A 23,812-nucleotide genomic window follows, 5' to 3' on the forward strand; every position below is an offset into this window, starting at 1 on the left:
GGTCTACACGTCCCTCCTTACAAACGTTCCTTGGTGGTTATACGAGCAGCGCGCATGCGCGGCCTGAGCCGACATCGGGTCGACGGCGGCAACGTTGCCCGCCTCGAGCTCGCGCAGGCGCTCGGCGATGCCGGCCTCCACACGATCGAGCAGGGCGTCGAAGTCCATGCTGCCGCCCTCGCCCGGAAAGCCCTTCTTGAGGCCCGGGATGCGACCGTCGCCGCGCTCTTCCTCGAGCAGCTCGGCACTCGCGGCGCCTCGCAGCGCCGGCTTGCCGCCCTTGGTCGAAAAGTAGAGCGCCGCGCGGGTGTCCAAATCCAGCGCCCGGCGCATGGCCTGCGCGTAGATGAGCGTTTGGGTATGGGGCGGCAACCAGCGCGGATCGTCGATGGGCGCCGTACCCGATTCCTCGTCGCGCACCGTGGGGTCGGCGAGCTTAAACTCCTCAACGCCCGTGCGATGCTTGTAGTCGATCACCACGGCACGATTCTCGGCGTCCACGTCCACGCGGTCGATGCGCCCGCCAAGCGGCCAACCGGCATACTCGACCTTGAGCTCGTTGAAGGCGAACTCCAGGTAGCGCGGGGCAAAGGGGGCAAGTGCCTCGGACTCGTAGGCAAGCACGCCCTCCAGCTGCGGCAAAATCTCGGCCACCTGGCGCTCCTCCACCGCAGAGAGTGGCACCAGCGGGCCCTCCGTGCCTCGCTTGCCGGCGTGCTCGGCCAACGTCTCGTCAAAGACCTCGTGCAGCAGCTCCTGTGCACGCGGCAGGTTCTCGGGCGTCACGCGCTCCATGCCTTCTTGGGGCAGACGGGCATGCAGATGCTCCAGCACGTCGTGGACAAAGTTGCCCTTCTCCATGTTGCCAAAGCCCGCGTCGATAGACTGGGGCTTGACGCGATACGACACGAACCAGCACAGTGGACAGGTAGAATAGGCCTCGATCTGCGAGGCGGACGTCAGACGCGGCACGAGCGGCGCGTCCTCGCCCTCGCCATCGCGACGGCGCAGAACCAGATACGGAATGGCTTCATCGCTCAGGTGCTGAGGGGCTTCGCAGGTCACGCGCTCGCGCTTGAGGCCTTCACCTGCCGCGGGATCAAAGTCGGCGATGATATCGCCCTCGCCCACGCACGTGGGCTTGGCAGCGCCAGCGGCCTCGGCATGTGCCCGCAGCTCGGTCCATACGGCTGCCGGGTAGCACTCTCGCGCCTGGCGATCGTGTGTCACGCGGGCAAGCGCGACCGGACCGCTCGTCGCCTGCATTGCACGGCCAAAGCGCACGCGCAGCAGGGCGGCGGGCTCCAAAGACACGCCGTCGCGGCGCAGCTCGGCCATCAACGTGGCAAGCGGGCCCTCTTCGTGCGAAAGCGGATAGCTGTCCAGGTCGACATCGGCAAACAGCACGGCATCGTAGCCGCCAGGACGCAAAACCGACGCATCGGCAAGCGACACGAAGCGCACTTGTGCCCGTGGCGTGCGATCGACCTCGTAGGTCGCGTAATCGTAAGCGGTACTGCGCTTGTCCACCTTGGTTCGAACGCCGTCGAGAACCGGCACGGTCGCGGCCTGCGACACGTCGAGTGCGCGAGCATCGTTCATAAGGATGTCGATGGCATGGCGCAGCAAAGCCGTCTCTGCCTGGCGACGGGCCTGGCCGTCAAGGCCGCCTAGAGCGCGATCGGGCAGCGCCTCGGCAACGGCGAGCATGGCCTTGAGCGCCGTCACGGGTTTGTCGCGCCACAGCGCCTGGAACACGTCCGAGACCACACACGGTACGTTCTTAAACCAGTTATCGTCGCTCGTCGCCTTGCGCGCGCCCCTCACCTGGCCCTGAACGCTCTGCAGCAGGCTCTTGACGCCCGCGGTAGTCTTGCTGCGCGAGAGACGCATATTCTTATCGAAGGTACGGGCATTGACGGCATCAGCGCCCGAAAGCGGACTGTAGATCCAGTCGGTAAGCTCCGGCGCGGGCCACCACTCAGTCTTGGAAGCGGTGCCCTCGTCGGCGGCTTTCATACGCTCGATCAGGTTGGCGAGCGCCGTAAACTGCCTGCCCGCGATGGACTGGGAAAACGCCGTGAACTCAGTCGTCTCGGCCGCAATGTGACGCGCCGCCAAACGGGCGGCGAGCTCGCCGAACAGCTGGGGTGCCCGGGCAGAAACGACGAGCACGCGCACGGGGTCGGCGGGCGTTGCAGTAGCTTTATCGGCCTTGGACTCCTTGTGCGCTTTCACCAACTTATCGATGGCGTCCGCATAGACATGAGCACGGGCATGGGGGCCGGCGACCTCAATAAAGGCAGGCTGAGCGGCGGCCCCGCAAGCGACATCAGACGCGACGGCGTCCTCCCCCAGCGGCGCGATCTCAAACAGCACACCGCGGGCATCAAATGCCGTGGCAAGCTCCTCGCGCATCGCCGCCTGCTCGCGGGCAAGCAGCACGACGACCTCTCCCCCATTGTTCGCCACGGCAGACAGCAGCTCGAGTAGACCGTGCGTAAACGACGTGGTACCGCGCACGCATACGGCGCGGGCGCACGCCGGCAGGCTATCGGCCAGGGCACCGGCCATAATGTCGGCTGCCTCGCAGGGCTCGACCATATCTCGACGGTCCAAACCGCCCGCGTAGGCACGCAAAAGCTCAAACACACGAGCCTCGGCATCGCTTTTTGGCTCAGGCTGGCAATTGTTGCCACCGCATCGCTCGGCCGTCGTCCCCGCCACACCCGGCAGCACATCGCGGGCCATGCGCGCGAGCATGCGCACCGTGCCCTGGCTACGCGAAAGCGGCTGCAGGTCGGCATCGTCGCGGCGGGCAATCATATCCGAAAACAGCATCTGACGTTGCAGGTTGTCGACGAAACCGCGCCCGTCGCCCAAAAGCTCCCAAAGCGAGCGAAGCCACGATGCGGGTGTCTTGTAGTCGATACCCAGCGAAATGCTGGCTTCCGCCGCATCATGACGGCACAGATCGAGCTCGGCAAACGTTGGTGCCAGCAACACGGCACGCCCGTGACGGGCAATAAGGTCGGCAAGCAGCGCCGACTCGGCATCGCTCAAATCCGTGCCGGCATTGGTGGTATAGATTCGAACAGGCATGGTCCTCCGCTCAAACCGTTCGCAATAATCAATGCATCCATCCTACCCGCCCAAGCGGACACATTGCCACCGCAGTTCCATCTTTTGGTACAAAGCAACCTGAACCCAACGCACCAGCCGATTGCAGGCATATAAAAACCGCCCCCGGAGGGACGGTTCTTCGTAATTCAATGTTGTCGCTGGCCTACTCGCCATCCTCCAACTTAATGAGGATCTTGCGGTAGCCACCGTACTCGCCGTTCAGCGCCTTTGAAACGCGGCTCACCGTGGTGGACGAAGCGCCGGTACGGGCCTGAACCTCAACATAAGGCTCGCCCTCGTCCAAATAGCGCGCAACCTGCAAACGCTGAGAAAGGTCGCAAATCTCGCGCGGCGTGCAGATATCGGTCAAAAACGCTTGGATATCCTTCTCGTCGTCCAAAAGGCTAAATGCGTGGACCAGCTGCTTGACATCAGGCTTGTCAAACATGTTCTCGATATTCATCGATCACCGCCAAACCCGCCAAAAGGCATCGAAGTTGATACTGACATCGGGCATCGTTCACCCGTTCTATGCAATAGGGCAACGCCTGTGGCTTTTGCCCGTAGCAGTGTAGCACACCACCAAACTAAAGCGACAAGACTCTCTGCCAGCGGCGCGTTTTTCAGGACGAACGCCGTTTAGAAACCATATGCGCACGTAAGCTCCACGAATATTTGAGACAATGGGCGCCCAAACACCGCGGCGCGCCCGCGCAACCATCCAGGTCGCCGCCGTAAGCCGCTTCACGCGACGCCAGCAATCCCGGCGCAAGAAAGGATTCACGCCATGCGCTTTATGCTTAACTGGCTCTTCACCTCGATCGCCATCGCGATCGCCACGTTCCTCGTCCCCGGTATCCAACCCTTCGGCTTTGCCGAGACCTGGGTCTGCTTTGCCTTTGTGGGACTGTTCCTGAACATTGTCGATTCGTTCGTCAAACCGTTCCTCACGGTCATCTCGCTGCCGCTCACGATCATTACGCTGGGCATTTTCCAGCTTGTCGTCAACAGCTTTATGCTTGAGCTCGCGAGCTACCTGTCGGTCAACCTGCTGGGCGTCGGCATCTCCATCGCCAGCTTTGGATCGGCCTTTATGGGCAGCATCCTGGTGTCCATCACGCGCAGCATCCTCGACAGCATCGCCGAGGACTAAAACGGCCATTCCGACCGTGTCCGTCTCAACAGCCCAAAACGAAGGCCGCCCATCGCAAAAATGGACGGCCTTCTTATTTTTCAAGTCTCAAAGGGCGAGAGAATCTACCATTTCCACCCCGTCCCCAAATGCAGGTGTGGGTTAGATGACGTAGTCGTAGCCATGGTTGGGAGCGACTAGTTGATCGAGCGTCACACCGTCGAGGTAGTCGTTGATGAGCTTGTCCAGGTTCTTCCACACGTCGAGCGTGGGACACTCATCCGAACGCGAGCAGCCCTTGCAGTCGCCATCCAGGCAGGCGACCGGCGCCAGACTGCCCTCGGTCAGGCGCAAGATCTCGCCCACCGTGTACTGCTCGGGCGGGCGCGTGAGCACATAGCCGCCGCCCTTGCCACGCATACCCGAAAGCATGTTGGCGCGCACGAGCGTAGCCAAGATGTTCTCCAGATATTTCTCGGAAATCCCCTGGCGCGCCGCGATCTCTTTGAGCGGGATGCGACCGGCTGCCTGGTGCTCGGCCAGGTCGACCATAACGCGCAGGGCATATCTGCCCTTAGTAGAAACCAACATGTATAGTGCTGCCTTTCGGTCATTTAGTCCGTAGAAATTCTAGCCGAAAAATTTGTTTTGAAAATACCTGTTCCGGTCAAGATGGTTAATCGACTCGTAATAATCTTCTATTTCCTATTGCGTTACTAGGCTTTACTGTCTACTATGCTTGCCAACAGCAAAACGAACAACCTATAAGGTTTGTGGGTTTCGTTGCTACACACACCGTAAAACCACACGGTATCCAGTCATTTGAACACTTTGGGGGTTCATCATGAGCAAGGTTTACGCGTCCATCGATCAGCTTATCGGCCACACCCCGCTCCTGGAGCTCACTCACTTTGAGGCCGATGAGGACCTCAAGGCCCGCGTGCTCGTCAAGCTGGAATACTTCAACCCCGCCGGGTCCGTCAAAGACCGCGTCGCCAAGAACATGATCGACGAGGCCGAGAAGGCCGGCAAGCTCGTGCGCGGCGGCGGCTACACCATCATCGAGCCCACGAGCGGCAACACCGGCGTCGGCATCGCCTCGGTGGCGGCGGCTCGCGGCTACAAGGTGATCATTACCATGCCCGAGACCATGTCCGTCGAGCGCCGCAAGCTTATGCAGGCATATGGCGCACAGCTCGTGCTCACCGACGGCTCCAAGGGCATGAAGGGCGCCATCGCCAAGGCCGAGGAACTGCAGAAGGAGACCCCCAACAGCATTATCGCCGGCCAGTTTGTGAACCCCGCCAACCCCGCCATCCACAAGGCCACGACCGGCCCCGAGATCTGGGATGACACCGACGGCAAGGTCGACATCTTCGTCGCCGGCGTCGGCACCGGCGGCACCGTGACCGGCGTGGGCGAGTTCCTCAAGGAACAAAACCCCGAGATTCAGGTCGTCGCCGTCGAGCCCGCCACCTCCCCGGTGCTCTCCAAGGGCCAGGCCGGCCCGCACAAGATCCAGGGTATCGGCGCCGGCTTTGTGCCCGACGTCCTCGACACCCAAGTCTACGACGAAATCATCCCCGTCGAGAACGACGACGCCTTTGCCACCGGCCGCGCCGTGGGCCACAAGGAGGGCGTGCTCGTGGGCATTTCGTCCGGTGCCGCCGTGTGGGCCGCACTGCAGCTGGCCAAGCGCCCCGAGAACGAGGGCAAGACCATCGTGGCCCTGCTTGCCGACACCGGCGAGCGCTACCTGTCCACGGCACTGTTCCAGAACTAAGGGCCCGTCACTTGTCGATAGGCCCAAGGCACGCCGGTCTACCCTCTCTTCTGGCGGCCTGAGCTCATCCCAACAGGGTGTCCCACGGGACGTCCGAACTTGCTACAATGTCTGCGGCGCGGAACCAGCCTCCCGCGCCGCTTTTCTTTTTTGGCCACATGCCACCAAGGAGAACCTCCCCATGCACAACAAGCGCGTGCTCGTCGCCATGAGCGGCGGCGTCGATTCCAGCGTGACCGCGTACCTGCTCAAAAGCCAGGGCTACGAATGCGTCGGCGCCACCATGCGCCTCACCTGCCCCGCGCCCGACCCCGCCACGAGCATGAGCAAAGTCGACCGCGACATCGCCGACGCGAAGGCCGTCGCCGAGCGCCTGGGGATACCCCACCATGTGCTCGACCTGCAGCAGACGTTCGACCACAGCGTTATCGAGCGCTTTGTGAACGCCTACCAGGAGGGGCTGACGCCCAATCCGTGCATTATCTGCAACCGCCACATTAAGTTTGGCGCGCTGCTCGATGCGGCGCTGGACATGGGCTGCGACTGCATCGCCACGGGCCACTATGCCAAAACGAGCCAGACGCCCGACGGCACCTGGCAGCTCCATCGCGGCGAGGACCCCAAAAAGGACCAAAGCTACTTTTTGTATTCGCTTACGCAGGAGCGCCTGGCGCACACGATCTTTCCGCTGGCAGGCCTAGACAAAGAGCGCGACGTGCGCCGCATAGCCGCCGAGCAGGGCTTTACCAACGCCAAGAAGGCCGAAAGCGAGGATATCTGCTTTATTCCAGACGGTGACTACGCGGGCTATATCGAGCGCCGCTGCGGACATCCCGCTGCACCGGGCGACATTGTGTGGCGCGACGGCAGCGTGGTCGGGCGCCACAACGGCGCGCTGTGCTACACCATCGGCCAGCGCAAGGGCCTGGGCGTCGCGATGGCGCATCCCGTGTATGTGACGGGCATCGACGCCGCCAACAACACCGTGCATCTGGGCGAGGCCGAGGACCTGGCGGCCACAGCGCTCACGGCAAACGACTGGATCTGGAGCGCTCCGGCAGAGCGCATGGAGGCGGAGCTCGACGCCGGCGGCATTCGCGTAGGTGCCAAGTACCGCTACCGTCAGAAAGACCAGGCAGCGACCCTTACGCGTGACGAAGACGGGCAAATGCTGCTAACTTTTGACGAGCCGCAACGAGCCATCGCCCCCGGCCAAGCCGTCGTCGTCTATCGCGGCGACATCGTCCTGGGCGGCGGCACCGTGACCGGCGCACTTAAGTAGCCGCGGGTTTATCGCCGCACGTGTCGAAGTACCTCAACAGCGGCACTAACCTCGATTATGCGACGCTCGAGGCCGCGGCGAATGGCCTCGAGTCGACCCTCCGCCGTCACCCATTCGCTCTGCGAAAGAATTTCGATTGCCTCATCAACAAATCCGTCCAGTCTCGATGCGTCGAACCAATCGAGTGAGTCCGCAAGCGCCAGCTGGACGGAAGGGTCGGGCCCAAACGGCTTAGCGGAAAACCCAAACTCCCCAGCTGCGAGCACGGCAGTTGGTACGTTGTACCACAGGCAATTGCCGCTATCGAACAGCGGAGCAGGCCTTATCTCCAGGGTATCGACATTGCGGATGATGCCGAAGTTTCGCCAATGGCGGTCGCTGTTGGCCAAAAGGGCATCGCAGACAATCACCTGCGACATAGACCTTCTCACAGCGGCCTCATCGGCACCATGCTTGCCAAGGTAGCGACAGTATCGATCGTATGTCGAGTTTCCCCGCTGGCTAGCAAGTGCGCCCTTAACGTAAACAGCCGGAACGTATTCCTCGCGGCCATCAAGAAAGTCGTCGCACAGACACACAGGGGCATCGAACATGCGCTCAACCGTGTAAGGAACAAACTCCCCCTTGGAAAGCAAACGACGATGCAGAGCTGTTGCAACCGCCTCGTTAAAGGGCCGTTGGTCGTCCATGCCGCACCCCTTGACCAGAACGCGAACACCGTTGCGAATCATCCACGATTTAGGAAGCTCGCCCTCGGATGTGTTGTCGGGATTTTTAAGACCGATGCCCTCCAGCCAACCCGAACGCCCCTCGGGCGCCGATCGCTCAAACTCGTTCTCAAAGTAATTGATGTTTTGCCATTTGAGTTCGGCGCAATCGGTCGGCCGCAGCCAATAGCAATCCGAAAGCGAGAGGCCCAGGCACTGAACCGGCACCTCGACACCGTTGACAATCCCCAGTTCACGATAGCGCGAGACGAGTCCGGGGCGGACGTCAGGCACCGACCGATGCCCCCACCACGCGTTGAGCTCCCGCTTATTCACCGTTGGAGAAGAGCTCGAGCACGTGCCAAACGGCATCCTCTGCTCATCGAGTACCTCGGCGATTTCGAAGGGAAACTCACGCGTCGGATCAAATGAGACACGCGCAACCTCGTAATCGGCGGACATCAGCGTAAATTTGCGCCCCACATCGGCCGCAGGACGGCGTCCACGTTTGCGGACCTTTTGATAAGCGACCGCGGAATTGTACTCGACCATCTTCCGTCCGCCCACAATATCGCACGCGAGCGTTCCTGATGAGGCAAGTTGAGATATGCGGGCTTTCGTAACGCCCAGCAGGCGGGCAGCATCACCCATAGACAAGTACTCAGACGTATCCATACACCGCATCACCTCGTTAAGTAATTTAAACGTTTAGTTAATAGATTACATACATCATAATACTAATCAACCCAAAGCGAAAAAAGGCCCGAGAAATCGGGCCTTAGCGATGGTCAGCCGAGTCGCAAGCTACTCCCCTAGCGCTGAACGTAGGCGCGAACCAGCTCGTAGGTATTGCGCACGCCGTCGATGTGGCAGCGCTCGTAGTTGTGGCTCGCGTACACGCCGGGGCCGATCAGACCATGGCGAATGTCGTAGCCGGCCGAGAGCGTGGCCTCGACGTCGGAGCCGTAGTGCGGGTACACATCGATGGCGTAATCGAGCTCCAGCTCGCGCGCGATGTTGGACAGCGTGGTTACCAGGTCGTAGTTGTACGGACCGCCCGAATCCTTGGCGCAAATCGAAACCATGCGCTCGGTGCAGCCCAGGTCGTCGCCCACGCAGCCCATGTCCACGCTGATCATCTCACGCGTGTCGGCCGGCACAAAGGCACCGCCGTGGCCGACCTCCTCGTACACCGTAAAGAGCAGCGATACCTTGCGCGAGAGCGTCACCTCGCCAGCGGCGACGGCACGCGCCAAGCCCAGCAAAATGGAGGCCGACAACTTGTCGTCCAAGAAGCGACTCTTAATGTAGCCGCTCTCCGTCACCGTGGTACGCGGGTCCATAGCGATGATGTCGCCGGTCTGAACACCCAGTTCGAGCACATCGTCCTTGCTGTCAACGTTCTCGTCGAGCAGGATTTCCATGTTCTTCTCGATGGTCTTGACCGGCTCATCGGCCACATGCGCCGAAGGCTCGGTATTGAGGACCACACCCGTGTAGACATTGCCGTCACGCGTGTAGACGGTGCAGTTCTCGCCATCGGCCGTAGACCACTGATGCCCGCCGAGCGTCGTGGGACGCAGGCGGCCATTGTCCTTGATGGAGCGCACCATGGCGCCCAGGGTGTCGACATGACTCGCCAACACAAGCGGCTCACCCTCGCCGCCAAGCTCGACCAGCACGTTGCCCTTATTGGAACGCTCGGGGCCAAAGCCCATATCGCGCAACGTTTCCATTAGATAATCAGTCGCCGCACGGGTATAGCCCGTAGGCGAAGCAATAGAAGTCAGCGTCTTAAGCTGTCCCGCGATATAGGAGAGCGTCTCCTCTAGAGAAGCATCGATATTGGAACCCATATGCATCCTTCCAAATAAAACTAAGACCGAATCCCGATTTTAACCGTTCTACACGTGCGATGCCCTAGAAGCCGAGCCACCTCCAGACGTCCTCGCGCCGATTTTGCGCACGCGCACGGTTTATAATCCGAATTGTGCATAAAGCTTTTCGATTTCTGCATAAATATAGGGCATTCTTTTGCTTCGTCTCAGGGTACCCTACCTTGGACCGTGCAAAAAACGGAGTATTCTGCACCGCGGCCCCCAACGGCCCCATCACAAACGACAAAACGACGCGGCTACAGCAAGGTTGCAGGTCGTCGCAAAGCAGAAACTGCAGCGACAACCCCTCCGGTCATCGATAGTCCGTCCGCAATGGCTGTCGATGGGCGCCTGCGGACCACTACGGCCCATTCACAACGCTATGCATTTTTCAGAGTCTGCTGAATACTCCCAAAAATGCACGCTGGGAAGTGCACCACCTATCCGCAGCGGGCGGTATGCCTTGGCTTTACCCATCTCGGGGCATCGACGCGGCACAAAAAGCCCCGCCGCGCGTAGCGCGGCGGGGCCAGCGGCAAGTCAAAAGACTATATGCCTACGGGCGAAGGACCACCAAACTGGGCTAGGCAGCCGGGCAGATCTTCTTGAAGAGCTCGATGACATCGTCGAGCGTCGCCTCGCGCGGGTTGCCCGGGAAGCAGGCATCGGCCATGGCGTCCTTGGCCAGGACCTCGATCTCGTCAGCCTTCATGGCCTCGCAGACGTGCGGGATGTCCACGTCGGCGGAAAGCTGCTTGACGGCGGCGATAGCGGCGTCGGCAGCCTCGTCGGTGCTCATGCCCGTGGTGTCAACGCCCATGGCGACGGCGACCTTGGCCAGGCGCTCGGTGCAAACCGGCTTGTTGAACTCCATGGCGATCGGCAGCAGCATGGCGCAGGCGACGCCGTGCGGGGTGTCGTAGTGAGCGGACAGGGTGTGAGCCATGGCGTGGTCGATGCCCAAGCCGACATTGGAGAAGCCCATGCCGGCGACATACTGGCCAAGAGCCATACCCTCACGACCGGAGCCGGGCTTGCCGGACTTGGCCTCGGCGACGGAGTCGCGCAGGTTCTCGCTGATCAGCTTAATAGCCTCAAAGTGGAACATGTCGGAGAGCTCCCAAGCGCCCTTGGTGGTGTAGCCCTCGATGGCGTGGGTCAGAGCGTCCATGCCGGTAGAGGCGGTCAGGCCGGCGGGCATGGAGGCCATCATATCGGGGTCGACGACGGCGACCTCGGGGGCGTCGTTGGTGTCGACGCACACGAACTTGCGGACCTTCTCGGGGTCGGTGATGACGTAGTTGATGGTCACCTCGGCGGCGGTACCGGCAGTCGTCGGCACAGCGATGGTGAACACGGCGTGGTTCTTAGTGGGAGCAACGCCCTCGAGGCTGCGGACATCGGCGAACTCGGGGTTGTTGATGATGATGCCGATGGCCTTAGCGGTATCCATGGAGGAGCCGCCACCGATGGTCACGATAGCATCAGCCTCGGCGGCCTTAAAGGCCTCGACGCCGTCCTTGACGTTCTGGATAGTGGGATTGGGCTTGATCTCGGAGTAGAGGCTCCAAGCAATGCCGGCAGCGTCGAGCTCGTCGGTCACCTTAGCGGTAACGCCAAACTTGACGAGATCGGGGTCGGAGCAGACGAAGATCTTCTTGTAGCCGCGACGCTGGAGCTCGCCGGGGATCTCCTTGATGGCGCCGGAACCATGATAAGAGATGGTGTTGAGAACGAAACGATTAGCCATTGATAGCCTCCCATCGTGTGCGGGACACCTATTTACGCCCCGCGCTATAAGTTCCATCCTAACGCTTTTGAAACAAAAAAGCGTGAGAACGTCAAAAGTGTTAAAGCGTTTCAACAGAATAACGGAGCCCTAGTCCTTCCCTCCCGACAGCAGCGAAGGCTAGATTATAGGAGCAATCGCCCAAAGAATACGACCGACTCAGTCTATAAATTGTTTCTGTTTTAGCAATATATGTTTGACAATACGTTTATAAAAAGATACTTTGTATTGAATAACATGCATGCAGCAAATAACGTCATTCATTTTGTTAGAAATTGCCCATGCGGTTATTGCAGCTGCATCTACTGCAACGTACAGCGTAATTCTCCGCACGAAGCAGAAGACGGTTCCAATTCGATCGAGGCGATGACACATGGTGGCTAGTGGTCCTAAATCGAGCAAGACGGCTACAAACGAATATCAAATCTCAATTGAAGGTAACCCTTATCCGCATACTCTGGCTCTCATCAACCCAGCGGGAGACAACCTCAACATCAAAAAACATGGGTTCACGGGTCCACTAGGACAGCTATTGAGTCTTAAATATACCGTTTATGACGATGCAAACGAAAAACTCTTCACTGTCGTCGACGGCGGTTTTAGCAACATGCCCAGGGTTGCGCTCATCATCGAACACGAGGAAGTTGCGGTGTTTGATTATGGCCTAAACAGACTTGAGATGAAGTGCGTAACGAACATACCGAATTACACAATAAAAGGTAACTTCCTATTTGGAGATTACGATATATTCAGCCAACGAGAAGTGAAACTATCTTCAGTTATCGTCCTTCAATGTGATAAACAATCGTGCTTTAGCATACAGGTTTTGGATAAAGCCGAATTAGCCGCCGCAATTGGAATACCTACAGCCATTGCCCTTCTTAGGGCTCGGATTGAAGAGCATCTCGAATAAATCGCAAAAAGCAGTTTGTAACAACATTCAGGAGCTAGATAGTTTTTCTGGCTCCTGAATGTTGTAACGAACATGCACCTTAGCGCTTAAGACTCGCGGTCTGCCAGTCAGCTATGATGCGGGCCCATTTCCTGTGCAAATCGCGCTCGCGGTCGATGAACATGATGGCAAACGCGACAAACAGCAGCAAGCTCGCCACGACGATGGCGTGCAGGCCCATGCGCTCAATGCACCAGTTGCCCAACACGGCGCCAAACACAAAGGTAAAGATCACGCCAAAGTACAGCAGGCCGTTTTCCAAAAAGCCGCGCCTGTGGGTGATGATGTAATCGTCCACGTTTTGCAGCGCGTTGCGCAAGTTGCCGATACACATGGTCGTAGCGATGCCGTGACCGTGGATCTTGCGGAAGCTCTCAACTTGCATGCCGCAGGCAAACGAGGTGAGGCAGTTGGCGAGCAGGTTGAAATTGCCGCCGGGGATAAAGCTCACGCCCAGCAAGATAACGGCTTCAAAAAACACCGTCACCTGGCGCCAGTGAATCACGCTGCCAAACCGCTCGTGCACCAAGTCGGCAAGCATAATGCCCACGGCAAACGACACCACGGGGAAGAAATAGCGTCCCGCCAGCGCCCAGTTGCCCTCCGAGATGCTCACGCCCACGAGCAGGATGTTGCCTGTCTGCGCGTTGGCGAAAACATGGTCGCGCCCAATGTACGAATACACGTCCATAAAGCCACCGGCGAGCGCCAAGATGATGCCCAGCTCAATAGACTCCGATATCTGTTTGGCACGCTGCATCGTCGTGCATCCTCCTTGTTGACGACTCTCTCGTGCGTTGGCGGAAACATAGCCGCCGTTCATACTGTAACCCATTGACAACATGGCGTGCGCGCGAGACGGGTTCTCCAACGCGCAGATACACAGTCTGGAAACAAACAACACCCGCATCGACGCGCCGATCCGCCAGCTCATGTACTCCACCAGTCTTTTTAGCCCCGTCCCAAAAAGACTGGTTACAATTACGTGCAGCATACAAACACCGGGAGGGATCGTGGCAAAAAAGCCTCAGCACGCTCAGAACAACCAGCGCAGTCAACAGGGCAAACAGGGCCAGCAGCAAAAGCGTGGCGGTAAGGCGCAGGCCACGGTCGCCCGCACCAAGCATTCCCAAGCGACGCCCGCCCGCCCCTGGCGACCGGGCCGCGATAAGTTCCTCCCCGTCAGCCGCGCCGACATGGATGCGCGCGGCTGGGACCAGTGCGACTTTGTCTACATCTGCGGCGACGCCTACGTGGACCATCCCAGCTTTGGTATGGCCATCGTCAGCCGCGTACTCGACGCACACGGCTACAAGGTGGGCATCATCTGCCAGCCCGATTGGACCGACCCCGCCAGCATCACCGTGCTCGGCGAGCCGCGCCTGGGCTTTCTCGTCAGTGCCGGCAACATGGACTCCATGGTCAACCACTATTCGGTGACCAAGCACCGCCGCCACACCGACGCCTACACTCCCGGTGGCGAGGAGGGGCACCGTCCCAACCGAGCTGTCACGGTCTACGGTAACCTCATCCGCCAGACGTTCAAGGACGCCCCCATCATCATCGGCGGCATCGAGGCGAGCCTGCGCCGCCTGGCCCACTACGACTACTGGCAGGACAAGCTCAAGCGCTCGGTACTGCTCGACTCGGGCGCCGACATCCTCATCTACGGCATGGGCGAGCACGCGATCGTCGAGATCGCCGACGCGCTCGACGCGGGGCTGCCCATCGATCAGATCACCTATATCAACGGCACCGTCTACCGCACAGGCTCGCTCGACGAGGTCTACGACTACGACCTGCTACCCAGCTGGGACGACCTTACCGCCGACAAGCTCAACTACGCACGCAGCTTTAACGTGCAACAGCAGAATATGGACCCCATCACCGGACATCGCCTGGTAGAGCCCTATCCCAACAGCGTCTATGTGGTGCAGAACCCGCCGTCGGCGACGTTGACGACCGATGAGATGGACGAGGTGGCCGAGCTCCCCTACGCACGCGATTGGCATCCCGACTACGATGCCGCGGGCGGCGTGCCGGCCTTTGCCGAGATCAAGTTTTCAATCAGCTCCAACCGCGGGTGCTTTGGTGAATGCTCGTTTTGCGCCCTCACCTTCCACCAAGGTCGCGTGTTGCAGATGCGCAGCCACGACTCGATCATGCGCGAGGCAGAGCTGCTCACGCGCGATCCCGAGTTTAAGGGCTACATCAACGACGTAGGCGGACCGACGGCCAACTTTAGCCGTCCCGCCTGCGACAAGCAGCTCAAGCACGGCGTGTGCAAGAACAAGCGCTGTCTGTGGCCGAGCGTGTGCAAGAACATGGTGGTCGACGAAAGCGGCTACACGCAGCTGTTGCGCGACCTGCGCCAGCTGCCGGGCGTCAAAAAGGTCTTCGTGCGCAGCGGCATCCGTTTTGACTACACCATGGCCGATGCCTCGGACGAGTTTTTACGCGAGCTGCTGGAACACCATGTCTCGGGCCAGCTGCGCGTAGCGCCCGAGCACGTGAGCGACGCGGTGCTGTCCGTGATGGGCAAGCCGAGCCGAGCTGTCTACGACGCATTCTGCCGTAAATTTGAACGCTTGAATCGCGAATACGGACTCAAGCAGTACGTGGTGCCGTATCTGATCTCGAGCCACCCCGGTTCAACCATGAAGGAAGCCGTGGACCTTGCCGAAGCCGTGCGCGACATGGGCTACATGCCCGAGCAGGTACAGGACTTCTACCCCACCCCGTCCACCATGTCGACCTGCATGTACTACACCGGTGTAGATCCGCGCACCATGCAGCCGATCTACGTGGCGCGCGACCCGCATGAGAAGGCCATGCAGCGCGCGCTCATCCAGTATCGCAAGCCCGAGAACTACAAGCTGGTGCGCGAGGCGCTAGAGAAGGCCGGGCGTCGTGATCTGATCGGCTATACCAAGCATTGCCTGATTCGCCCCGTGCCGCCACGCCCGGGCGAGACGTCTGCCGGCGGTGGGCATGGCACCGGCAAGAAGGGCGGCAAGGCCCACGGTGGCGCCGCCGGCAAGGGGCCCAAGGGCAGCAAGGGTCACGGCGGTATGTCCCGCGCGCAGAACACTGCCGGTCGCAATCGCGCGGCACAGGGGCGTCAGGGCGCCAACGGAGGCGGCAGACGCAACTAGCGCGGCGAGGCGGCATGCCGCCGTTGGCGACACGACACGCCCCACCAATAAAATGCCGCTCGCCGGGGCGTCGCAGAACGATTCCCCGGCGAGCGGCCGATTAATATTGTCTATCTCAAAACGTCGTTACTTTTTGTCGAAACGACCATAGAGCGCAAACGAGAGCGCCGCAGAGATAACCCAAGTCAAAGCGATGCAGACGACAATCATGATCAGGTTCATGGGATTGCCGCTTGGATCGGCATAAACGGGCAACGAGGTAATGCCGGGCATAACAAAGCCGAAGCACTTTGCGCCGAGAACAACGGTAAGCGCACCGCCAATGCCATCCGCGATCATCGCAGCGATAAGCGGAGTCCTGTTAGGAACCTGAACGGTAAACAAGGCGGGCTCGGAAATTCCCATAAATGCTGAGAAGGCGCACGTCATTGCAGCGGACTTGAGCTTTTCGTCGGTCATGCGCAGGGCTGCACCAAAAGACGCACCGCTTTCGGCGAGGTTATGGCAGAAAGAGATCGGGAGCAGATAGTCATACCCAAGCGTTGCGATATTGGAAATCTGGATAGGGCTCGTTGACTGATGCATGCCGAAGAGCACGATAAGCGGCATAAAGAAGCCCAGCAGAAAACCGGCAACGGGGCCTAACGTCGAGAATAGCCAAACGATACCGTTGGCAAGACCAAGACCGCACCAGGCACCAATCGGAGCGAGCACAAACAGGTTGACGGGAATCACGATAGCAAGGGAGAGCGCCGGAACGACAACGAGCTTAAAAAGATCCGGCACGACTTTGTCGATTGCACGATATACAAAAGACAAGCCAATGACGCCAAAGATAACCGGGAACACGGAATCGGCGTAGCTAAAAATCGGCACCGCAAAACCGAACAGCGCAAGGGGCGTCTCGCCCGTACCGACAGCGTTGACAATGGTCGGGTACATCAGCGATCCGGCAACACAAAGCGCAAGCGAACGGTTGACCCGGAACTTATCAGCTGTAGACATTGCCAGCAAAAACGGCAAGAAGTAGAACGGGATATCCGAAATCATATTGAATATCGCAAAGTCGCCGGCACCCGTGTCGATTCCAAAAGCCGCGATAGCAGCCAGGATGCCCTTTACGATGCCTCCCGCCACCAGTGCGGGAATGATAGCAGAGAAGATGCCGGTGATGATATCGAATACGCGAGCCGAACCTTTTTGGAGCTCAGGCTGCCCGGCATCAGCGGAGACCTCGCCACCCATCCTGTCACCTAGCATGGGCTCCAATTCGTCATATACCGACCCCACGCTGGCGCCGATGATAACTTGCCACTGCCCGTCTTTAACCTGCGCGCCCAAGGCACCGTCAAGCGTCTTAAGGGCCTCCAGGTCTGCCTTGCTATCGTCCTTCAGGTTGAATCTGAGCCTTGTAATGCAGTGCGTTGCCATAACAACGTTATCGGCGCCGCCCACGAGCTCGAGGACACGAGCGGCCAGTTCCTTCTTGTCTGCCACGACAATCACTCCTACCCAAGATCCTCGCCATTAGTGGCGATACATTTCTGATACCAATAGAAAGAGTCTTTACGCGAGCGCTCCGCAGTGCCGTTGCCGCAATTATCCAAATCGACATAGATAAGCCCGTAGCGCTTGTCCATCGTAAGAGGACCGCAGGCAACAAGGTCAATGAATCCCCAGATCATGTATCCGCGCACGTCAACGCCATCGATCACTGCTTCCTTAAGGCACTTTATGTGCTGGCGCAAATAATCGATTCGATACTCGTCGTGGATGCTGCCATCCTCCTCGACTACATCAGATGTACCGAGGCCATTCTCGGCGATATACAGGGGCAGCCCATAGCGGTCATACATCTGGTTAAGGGTAACCCTCAGGCCAATGGGATCGAGCTGCCAGCCCCACTCACTCGTCTCGAGATAAGGGTTCTTGTTTGCCATGACCAGATTTCCCGCAGTCTTCTCCCATCCCTGATCGCAGGTGGATACCTGGGAAAAGTAGTACGAGAAGGCCAGGAAGTCGACCGTGTTGCGAGCGATGAGCTCTTCATCGCCCGGCTCCATTTGAATCTCGATATCGCACGCGTCGAAATAGCGATTCATATAAGCGGGGTATTTTCCACGAGCCATCACATCCGTATAGAACCAGTTGGAATACTGGTCGTCGTGAATAGTCTGCATGTTATCTTCGGGACGGCAGGTGGCGGGATACGTACAGAATCGAGCGATCATGCCGCCAACGGGAGTATCGGGCGAAAGACGATGGACAATCTCGACGGCACGCGCATTGGCAACGAACTCGTGGTGCAGGCACTGGAAGATGGCTCGATCGAAGTTCTCCCCCTCTTCGTCTTTGACCAGACAGACCCCGTCCCAAGGCGAAAAACGCGCTGCATTGAACTCGTTAAAAGGCAGCCAGAAATCGACCAGATCGCCCAATTCCGTAACGATTGTCTCGACATAGCGGGCGAAGAAATCAATCGTCTTGCGATTCTTCCATCCCCCATATGTGGTGACAAGATTTACCGGGATGTCATAGTGGAGCATGGTGACGAAGGTCTTAATGCCGTGCTTTTTGCACTCACCCAACATGCTTCGATACCACTCGATGCCTTCGCGGTTAGGCTCAAGGTCATCTCCGTTAGGATAGATTCGGCTCCAGCAAATAGAGGTGCGGAACAGCTTGAGACCCATCTCCGCAAAAAGCGCGATGTCCTCACGATAGTGATGATAGAAGTCGTTACCGCGCCTAAACGGGTAGAACTCAACGCCGTCATCTGCGAGAGCGTTCATTAGCTCGTCATGGCAGAAGGGGTTGTTTTGATGCTTGTCCTCAATCTGGTCATGAGTCCAGGTACCATCCAGCCATCGACAATCCTGCGTCGACTTTCCCTTTCCGCCCTCATTCCAGGCGCCATCGGCCTGCGAGCACGATATGGCTCCGCCCCATAAAAAGTCGGAGTCAAACCCATGTTTTAACTTACTCATTTGCCCTCCTTGATCGGATGCTCCAGCGGATAACCCAATACTAGGAAGAACAAGATGCATAAGATATCGCATAGAAAGCGTGGGTTTATAACATTTTTTTAGATATAATACCGTTTAAGGCATCGATTCTACCGTTCACCCCTGGAGCACCCCATGGATTCGAATCTCAAACAGCTGCTCTATACGCATACCGAGACCGAAGAGTGGCATCGCACACATCCGGGAGAGCTTAGCCCGCGATATAACAGGGTGGAAACCACAACCATTAACGGCGAAGAGGTCTATCTGTTTGATTGGAAAGAAACTCTCGACGAAAACCCCGTGGGCCTTATCAAGGAGTCGCGCTTTACCGATATTCCTCCTCATATCAATCGGGATATGGAGCTTAACTACGTGTACGACGGCGTCTGCACGTTTATCGTCAACGGACGGCGACTACTCCTTAAAAAGGGCGACGTGCTCATTTGCAACACCGGCGTAGTCAGAAGCGTTCCATACGTTAAGGGCGAGCATGATATCGTCATTTCGATCGTCTTCAAAAAAGAAATGTTCGATTCGTTGTTCCTGAGCCAGCTACCCGGCGCGTCACCATTAACGAATCTTCTATTTGATTTTGTGTCCAAAAACCGCGAGGCCCGAAAATATCTCATTCTTCCAGAGGAATACGCCCGACATGCGCGACGCCTCATCGAGATGCTCTTTATCGAATATCACTTTAAAGATGCCTATTCCAATGAACTCATGAGGCACCTCGCCGTCAGCCTATTCCTTGTTCTCATTCGAGGACTGTACCGACGCTCCGCAACTGATAACCAGGCGATCATGTCGGACGAACGCATCGTGTCGATTCTGAATCATATTGAGCGAAGCTACGGCGACTGCACACTCGAAAGCATTGCGAGCGATACGGGTTATAGCACCAGCTATCTCAGCAGCTTGATCAAGCAAAAAACCGGCAAAACGTTTTCGCAAATAAAGCTCAACCAGCAGCTCACAGAGGCGGCATATCTTCTCAATAACACCGAGCGCAGTGTGCAGTATGTAGCCCGAAAAGTCGGCATCTCCAACATGTCATTCTTTTACTCAAAATTTAAAGAAGCATTCGGCGAAACGCCAGGTGCGTTCAGGACGCATCGGTCTAATTAAAGGCGTTATTACTCAGACCGATCAGCTTCGCGCGACACGGGAATGCGCAATCGAAGCAGTGAGCGCATCGCCTCTACCAGCACAAAGCCGGCGATGCCAACCGTGACCACAAGGTCGAGCGGTGTGCTCACAAACCACAGCAGCCCCATGAGATACGACCCGGCATTAAACGCAAAGTGCAGCAGAATCGTGTAGCGGAGCTTTCCGGTCGTCACGAGCACCCAACCAAAAATGAGGGCGGCAGCGCCCGCATAGCAGCCCTGCACCCAGTTCATATGCATAAAACCAAAGATGGCCGCCTGCAGCACGATTGCCGCGGCGATACCCCACGTGCTTGGGGCCGCCCAGGGCACCATGGCGCCGTCTTGCGCGTTCGCGCGGCGCCGGCGCTTCCAGAGCGGACGGCACTGTGGATTAAACGCACGCAGCGAAAACTCAAAGATGATGCCGCGCACCAGGAGCTCTTCGCAAAACGGAGCGCCGAGCACTGTGGTCAAGACAGCAAGAAGGCTGGTATCGCCCATGCCCGTCTCCTCGACGAGCTCGCTATAGTCTGCCGCGGCCTCGGGCAGCAGCGACAGTACGCCGTCGCATAGGTAGCTAATGACCACCTGCATGGATAGGCCGATCACAACAATGCAGACAATGCGCTTCCATGCCGCGCCTGCTCCCCCGCCGAGTGGGCGTTCGCCTTGCCGGCGCGCCATGAAGGAGCGGGGCCACAGATAGCGCCACCACAGCAGCGCCATCAAAAACGACGCCGTCTGAGCGGCAGCCTGGAACCATTGGATATCGAGGTTGTCGATCGGGAAACCCGTCAGCGCCGACACGATGTCCAGCACGGAGAACAAAACCATGCTCAGGGCAATATCGGCAGCAACAACGCCAAAACAGGCAAGTGCCCAAACCAGTGCATTGAGCATGCCAACCTCCTCAAAACCCGGCACTTAGGGACGTTCCTTAACTGCCGGCAGAAAAGGAACGTCCCCAAGTGCCGGCAGTTTGAAACAGTCATTGTTGATGAGAATCGGGCGCAGCGCCAAAAGCCCCGCTCGGCGAGATGTCGAACGGGAAGGTGCCGCAGCGATTGAAGGCGGCGATGAACATGCGGATGGCGTTGGACGGCGTGGTGCCCACGAGCTGGGTTGCCGCCGCGAAGGCTGCCTTTTCCTCGGGCAAGACCTTCGCGACAACCGGGGTCATGTGTTCTGCCATGGCGCTTCCTTTTTGAAACGACGGTGGTGCGGATGGATGCGGGCCACGCGGCTGGGCGACGGGCTGTGAAGGCAACCCGATTGGCCCGCATCTGGAGTTTGTTCTACGGCGTTGGTATTACTTGGTATTCCTAAGTATTACCCCGTAGATAGAATACCATACCCGACCCCATGGAGACAGAAGAAAACGAATCATTTTATTGTTGAGTTAGCGCCTGAAATGGCTTTTAGAGCGTGATGATATCCGAGATATCGAGGGCCCGAGCGTCAGCGGCATCGTGCGTGGCAAGCAACAGCATGCGGCCGTCGAGCAAGTCGAGCACGACCTCGGCGCATGCGTCGCGCGCAGCGATGTCTAGACCGGTAAAGGGCTCGTCCAGAATCACTGCGCCGCCCGGGCACAGCAGGGCTCGGGCAATCTCGACGCGACGACGCTGCCCACCCGAGAGCTCAGCCACGCGTGCATGCACATCGATCCCCGGTACCAGCAGGCGCAACAGGGCTGCGGCACTCGAGGCATCCACGCGCGCGTCGGCGCACACCAGCACATTATCCAAGGCAGAAGCGTCCTCGACCAGGCGCACATCCTGAAACACCATGGAGCACGGTGCGCACTCCCCCGCCGCCAGCGCAAGCAACGTCGACTTGCCCACGCCCGAAGCGCCCATCACACAGGTGCGTCCACCGGCGGGCACATGAAGCACCAGCCCGTCGAGCGCCGGCGCCCAAGGCGCGCGATCGCCCACGGCAAGCGCAAGCTCCGCTGCAGCACCATCGCTCGCAGCCCCTGTACGCCCGCGCAGTCCATGCCCATGCGCCCGCACGGCAGATCGCCACGCCACGGGCCCCGAAGCCCGCAGCAACCACACCAGCACGCGCTCGCATGCCCACGATGCCGCCACGACCAGCACGGTCCACGCCAGCAGGTCAGCCGTATCGATGAGCAGCTTCGCCTGATAGATGCGCTCGCCCACGGTGCCCGTCGCCATGCCGATGAGCTCCGCCGCCACGCCGGCCTTCCAGCTCATGCCGATCACGGCACGCGCGCACGAAAGCACAAACGGCAGGACCTCGCGCCAGGTATGGGCGCAAAACAGACGCCAACCCCGCACGCCATGCAGATGAAACATCTGCTCCAGCGGTTTATCCGCTTGCGCCAAGCCCTCGACCAGTGAGAAATACACACCCGGCAGCGCCATCAAAAAGACCGCCGCAATGCTCACGCGCGCCGACCCCAGCCAAATGAGCAGCAGGACCACTACGCAGGCAACCGGTGTCGCCTTAACAAACGAAAGCGCCGGCGCCACCAGGCGGGCAAACGCACGCGACCACACCGAGACTCCCGCCAGTACGCCGCCGCACACCGTGGCAAGCGCCAGCCCGCCCAGTATCCGCGCACCCGAGCCCACCAGAATCGCCCACGTGCCGGCATCGCACACCAGCCGCAGCAACGCCACCACGACAGCGCCCGGACCCGGCAAAATCAGCGGCTGTGCCACCAACGCCGCCGCGAAGACCCACACGGCAAGCCAAAAGGCGGCAACGGCACCTGCTGCCGCCACCGCCTTCATACGCTCTGTCATTTGTCGAGCAAACGCACGCACGGGCTACTCCATGTAGTAGAAATCGTCAGCCGGGAGCTTGCCGCCCACGGCGCTCGCGTCCGCATCGGCCAGCACCTGCAGGTACCCACCGAGCGCCGCCTTCATATCCTTCCCCGTCTGGCACACAAGCATGCACCCGGGAATCGCCTTTTCGGCAATCGTGGCGTTATCCACGATGCCCGCATTGACCACGGCCTGTGCCCAGTCTGCCGGCGCCGCGTTGACGGCCTCGACGCTCGCCGCATGGCAGCTCACGAATTCCGCCACGGCCTCGGGATGCTCCTCGGCAAAGGCTCGGCGCACCACGGTCACGCCCGTCAGCAAACGGGAGCCCGTGTCACCCGCCAGTTCGTCCCACGCATCGGTCAGGCTCACCGGCGCCGACAGCTTGCCCTCGCTCTTTGCGATGGCAGCGGTCTTGAACGGCTCGGGCAGCACGCCCACGGCAGACGGGTCGGCAAGCAGCGCCGAGAGCACCTCGGTGGGCTCGCTCTTAAACTCAAGCGCCACCTGGCCAGTCAGGCCCGCGCGCTCCAACAGATAGTTCATGACGTACTCTGGCGTGGTGCCCTTGCCCGTCATGTAGACGGTGCGACCCGCCAGGTCACCAAACGAGGCCACGCTCGCGTCGCCCGTCACCACGCTCAGCACGCCCAGCGTGTTGATGTCGATGACCTGCACCGCGCCCTCGGTCTTGTTGTAGAGCACGCTCGCCACGTTGGCGGGCACCAGGGCGATATCGATATCGCCCTGAATGACCTTGGGCACAATCTCGTCGGCGGCAGTGTTGATCGCAAAGTCGAACTTATTGTCCGCCTCGCCATCGGCAGCCTGGTCCATAAACTGCACCAGCCCAATCGACGTCGGACCCTTGAGCGAGGCGACGTGCACCTCGACCGGCTCTGCGACAGCACCGGCGCCGTCCGTGGCAGCCGAGCCCGCGGCGGACCCCGCCCCCGCAGCTCCGCCGCCACAGCCAGCCAGCGCGAGCGACAACGCGCCCGCGGCGAGCGCCGAGGCAAACCCCCGGCGCGACAGCTCAACATTAAACGCGCGCATCG

The 23,812-nt window shown here is 59.4% G+C and carries 19 protein-coding genes; 6 read left to right on the forward strand and 13 right to left on the reverse strand.

Annotated elements, in window-relative coordinates; all coding sequences use genetic code 11:
- Nucleotides 1-3: 3 nt before the first annotated feature.
- Together KSY82_RS03025 and KSY82_RS03030 are read right to left on the reverse strand one after the other, a co-directional pair.
- Nucleotides 4-3,102, reverse strand: coding sequence for a PD-(D/E)XK nuclease family protein (locus KSY82_RS03025; RefSeq protein ID WP_217750233.1), 3,099 nt, complete (start codon nt 3,100-3,102; stop codon nt 4-6).
- Between the two features lie 184 nt (nt 3,103-3,286).
- Nucleotides 3,287-3,586: a YerC/YecD family TrpR-related protein gene (locus KSY82_RS03030; RefSeq protein WP_022094855.1), complete on the reverse strand. Its 300-nt coding sequence runs from the start codon at nt 3,584-3,586 to the stop codon at nt 3,287-3,289.
- Nucleotides 3,587-3,910: 324 nt separating this feature from the next.
- Between KSY82_RS03030 and KSY82_RS03035 the strand changes: the two genes are divergently transcribed.
- The gene (locus KSY82_RS03035) at nt 3,911-4,276 is read left to right on the forward strand and encodes a phage holin family protein (RefSeq protein ID WP_035137358.1); all 366 of its coding nucleotides are present in this window, start codon (nt 3,911-3,913) and stop codon (nt 4,274-4,276) included.
- 141 nt (nt 4,277-4,417) lie between these two features.
- On the opposite strand, the gene KSY82_RS03040 is transcribed toward KSY82_RS03035, so the two are convergent.
- The gene (locus KSY82_RS03040) at nt 4,418-4,846 is read right to left on the reverse strand and encodes an RrF2 family transcriptional regulator (RefSeq protein ID WP_022094857.1); all 429 of its coding nucleotides are present in this window, start codon (nt 4,844-4,846) and stop codon (nt 4,418-4,420) included.
- A gap of 253 nt (nt 4,847-5,099) precedes the next feature.
- On the opposite strand from KSY82_RS03040, the gene cysK reads away from it, so the two are divergent.
- On the forward strand, nt 5,100-6,038 hold the full coding sequence (cysK, locus tag KSY82_RS03045) for a cysteine synthase A (protein WP_217750234.1): 939 nt from the start codon (nt 5,100-5,102) through the stop codon (nt 6,036-6,038).
- Entirely contained in the window at nt 5,989-7,320 is a 1,332-nt protein-coding gene (gene mnmA / locus KSY82_RS03050; protein WP_303246694.1) for a tRNA 2-thiouridine(34) synthase MnmA, read from the forward strand. Before cysK ends, mnmA begins: the two co-directional genes overlap by 50 nt.
- An 8-nt stretch (nt 7,321-7,328) precedes the next feature.
- Here mnmA and KSY82_RS03055 read toward each other — a convergent pair whose 3' ends face one another.
- The 3 genes from KSY82_RS03055 to fucO form a co-directional block, all read right to left on the reverse strand.
- Entirely contained in the window at nt 7,329-8,702 is a 1,374-nt protein-coding gene (locus KSY82_RS03055; protein ID WP_217750236.1) for a hypothetical protein, read from the reverse strand.
- 137 nt (nt 8,703-8,839) lie between these two features.
- Nucleotides 8,840-9,883, reverse strand: a complete 1,044-nt coding sequence (locus tag KSY82_RS03060; RefSeq protein WP_217750237.1) for a M42 family metallopeptidase — start codon at nt 9,881-9,883, stop codon at nt 8,840-8,842.
- Nucleotides 9,884-10,487: 604 nt separating this feature from the next.
- Nucleotides 10,488-11,654, reverse strand: coding sequence for a lactaldehyde reductase (fucO, locus tag KSY82_RS03065; protein ID WP_006235357.1), 1,167 nt, complete (start codon nt 11,652-11,654; stop codon nt 10,488-10,490).
- Between the two features lie 412 nt (nt 11,655-12,066).
- On the opposite strand from fucO, the gene KSY82_RS03070 reads away from it, so the two are divergent.
- Nucleotides 12,067-12,606, forward strand: coding sequence for an LURP-one-related/scramblase family protein (locus KSY82_RS03070; protein ID WP_006235355.1), 540 nt, complete (start codon nt 12,067-12,069; stop codon nt 12,604-12,606).
- 79 nt (nt 12,607-12,685) lie between these two features.
- Here the strand turns inward: KSY82_RS03070 and KSY82_RS03075 are convergent, their stop codons facing one another.
- Nucleotides 12,686-13,405: a YoaK family protein gene (locus KSY82_RS03075; RefSeq protein ID WP_217750238.1), complete on the reverse strand. Its 720-nt coding sequence runs from the start codon at nt 13,403-13,405 to the stop codon at nt 12,686-12,688.
- Nucleotides 13,406-13,658: 253 nt separating this feature from the next.
- Here KSY82_RS03075 and KSY82_RS03080 point away from each other — a divergent pair, with 253 nt between their 5' ends.
- Nucleotides 13,659-15,800, forward strand: a complete 2,142-nt coding sequence (locus KSY82_RS03080) for a YgiQ family radical SAM protein (RefSeq protein ID WP_368042026.1) — start codon at nt 13,659-13,661, stop codon at nt 15,798-15,800.
- Nucleotides 15,801-15,926: 126 nt separating this feature from the next.
- Here KSY82_RS03080 and KSY82_RS03085 read toward each other — a convergent pair whose 3' ends face one another.
- Both KSY82_RS03085 and KSY82_RS03090 read right to left on the reverse strand, forming a co-directional pair.
- On the reverse strand, nt 15,927-17,297 hold the full coding sequence (locus tag KSY82_RS03085; RefSeq protein ID WP_217750240.1) for a PTS transporter subunit EIIC: 1,371 nt from the start codon (nt 17,295-17,297) through the stop codon (nt 15,927-15,929).
- An 11-nt stretch (nt 17,298-17,308) separates the two neighbouring features.
- Entirely contained in the window at nt 17,309-18,787 is a 1,479-nt protein-coding gene (locus KSY82_RS03090; protein WP_217750241.1) for a family 1 glycosylhydrolase, read from the reverse strand.
- 153 nt (nt 18,788-18,940) lie between these two features.
- Between KSY82_RS03090 and KSY82_RS03095 the strand changes: the two genes are divergently transcribed.
- Nucleotides 18,941-19,933 (forward strand): helix-turn-helix transcriptional regulator, encoded by a 993-nt coding sequence (locus KSY82_RS03095; RefSeq protein ID WP_055250957.1) that lies wholly within the window; start codon nt 18,941-18,943, stop codon nt 19,931-19,933.
- Between the two features lie 8 nt (nt 19,934-19,941).
- Here KSY82_RS03095 and KSY82_RS03100 read toward each other — a convergent pair whose 3' ends face one another.
- From KSY82_RS03100 to KSY82_RS03115, 4 genes are all read right to left on the reverse strand, one after another.
- Entirely contained in the window at nt 19,942-20,856 is a 915-nt protein-coding gene (locus KSY82_RS03100) for a CPBP family intramembrane glutamic endopeptidase (RefSeq protein WP_217750242.1), read from the reverse strand.
- A gap of 88 nt (nt 20,857-20,944) precedes the next feature.
- On the reverse strand, nt 20,945-21,148 hold the full coding sequence (locus KSY82_RS03105; RefSeq protein WP_006235351.1) for a type II toxin-antitoxin system RelB/DinJ family antitoxin: 204 nt from the start codon (nt 21,146-21,148) through the stop codon (nt 20,945-20,947).
- A 226-nt stretch (nt 21,149-21,374) separates the two neighbouring features.
- A complete protein-coding gene (locus KSY82_RS03110; protein WP_217750243.1) occupies nt 21,375-22,751 on the reverse strand; it encodes an ATP-binding cassette domain-containing protein in 1,377 nt (458 codons plus the stop codon).
- Nucleotides 22,752-22,754: 3 nt separating this feature from the next.
- Entirely contained in the window at nt 22,755-23,810 is a 1,056-nt protein-coding gene (locus KSY82_RS03115) for an ABC transporter substrate-binding protein (RefSeq protein WP_217750244.1), read from the reverse strand.
- Nucleotides 23,811-23,812 lie beyond the last annotated feature (2 nt).

The sequence above is a fragment of the Collinsella aerofaciens genome (assembly GCF_019131995.1).
In the GTDB taxonomy this organism is placed as follows: domain Bacteria; phylum Actinomycetota; class Coriobacteriia; order Coriobacteriales; family Coriobacteriaceae; genus Collinsella; species Collinsella aerofaciens_S.

What these genes read in the sequence shown, in the direction of transcription:
- KSY82_RS03030 (WP_022094855.1), bottom strand. Translation starts at nt 3,586, where the DNA reads ATGAATATCGAGAACATGTTTGACAAGCCTGATGTCAAGCAGCTGGTC.
- KSY82_RS03090 (WP_217750241.1), bottom strand. Translation starts at nt 18,787, where the DNA reads ATGAGTAAGTTAAAACATGGGTTTGACTCCGACTTTTTATGGGGCGGA.
- fucO (WP_006235357.1), bottom strand. Translation starts at nt 11,654, where the DNA reads ATGGCTAATCGTTTCGTTCTCAACACCATCTCTTATCATGGTTCCGGC.
- cysK (WP_217750234.1), top strand. Translation starts at nt 5,100, where the DNA reads ATGAGCAAGGTTTACGCGTCCATCGATCAGCTTATCGGCCACACCCCG.
- KSY82_RS03035 (WP_035137358.1), top strand. Translation starts at nt 3,911, where the DNA reads ATGCGCTTTATGCTTAACTGGCTCTTCACCTCGATCGCCATCGCGATC.
- KSY82_RS03075 (WP_217750238.1), bottom strand. Translation starts at nt 13,405, where the DNA reads ATGCAGCGTGCCAAACAGATATCGGAGTCTATTGAGCTGGGCATCATC.
- KSY82_RS03060 (WP_217750237.1), bottom strand. Translation starts at nt 9,883, where the DNA reads ATGGGTTCCAATATCGATGCTTCTCTAGAGGAGACGCTCTCCTATATC.
- KSY82_RS03025 (WP_217750233.1), bottom strand. Translation starts at nt 3,102, where the DNA reads ATGCCTGTTCGAATCTATACCACCAATGCCGGCACGGATTTGAGCGAT.
- KSY82_RS03070 (WP_006235355.1), top strand. Translation starts at nt 12,067, where the DNA reads ATGGTGGCTAGTGGTCCTAAATCGAGCAAGACGGCTACAAACGAATAT.
- KSY82_RS03055 (WP_217750236.1), bottom strand. Translation starts at nt 8,702, where the DNA reads ATGGATACGTCTGAGTACTTGTCTATGGGTGATGCTGCCCGCCTGCTG.
- KSY82_RS03040 (WP_022094857.1), bottom strand. Translation starts at nt 4,846, where the DNA reads ATGTTGGTTTCTACTAAGGGCAGATATGCCCTGCGCGTTATGGTCGAC.
- KSY82_RS03095 (WP_055250957.1), top strand. Translation starts at nt 18,941, where the DNA reads ATGGATTCGAATCTCAAACAGCTGCTCTATACGCATACCGAGACCGAA.
- KSY82_RS03100 (WP_217750242.1), bottom strand. Translation starts at nt 20,856, where the DNA reads ATGCTCAATGCACTGGTTTGGGCACTTGCCTGTTTTGGCGTTGTTGCT.
- KSY82_RS03115 (WP_217750244.1), bottom strand. Translation starts at nt 23,810, where the DNA reads ATGCGCGCGTTTAATGTTGAGCTGTCGCGCCGGGGGTTTGCCTCGGCG.
- KSY82_RS03105 (WP_006235351.1), bottom strand. Translation starts at nt 21,148, where the DNA reads ATGGCAGAACACATGACCCCGGTTGTCGCGAAGGTCTTGCCCGAGGAA.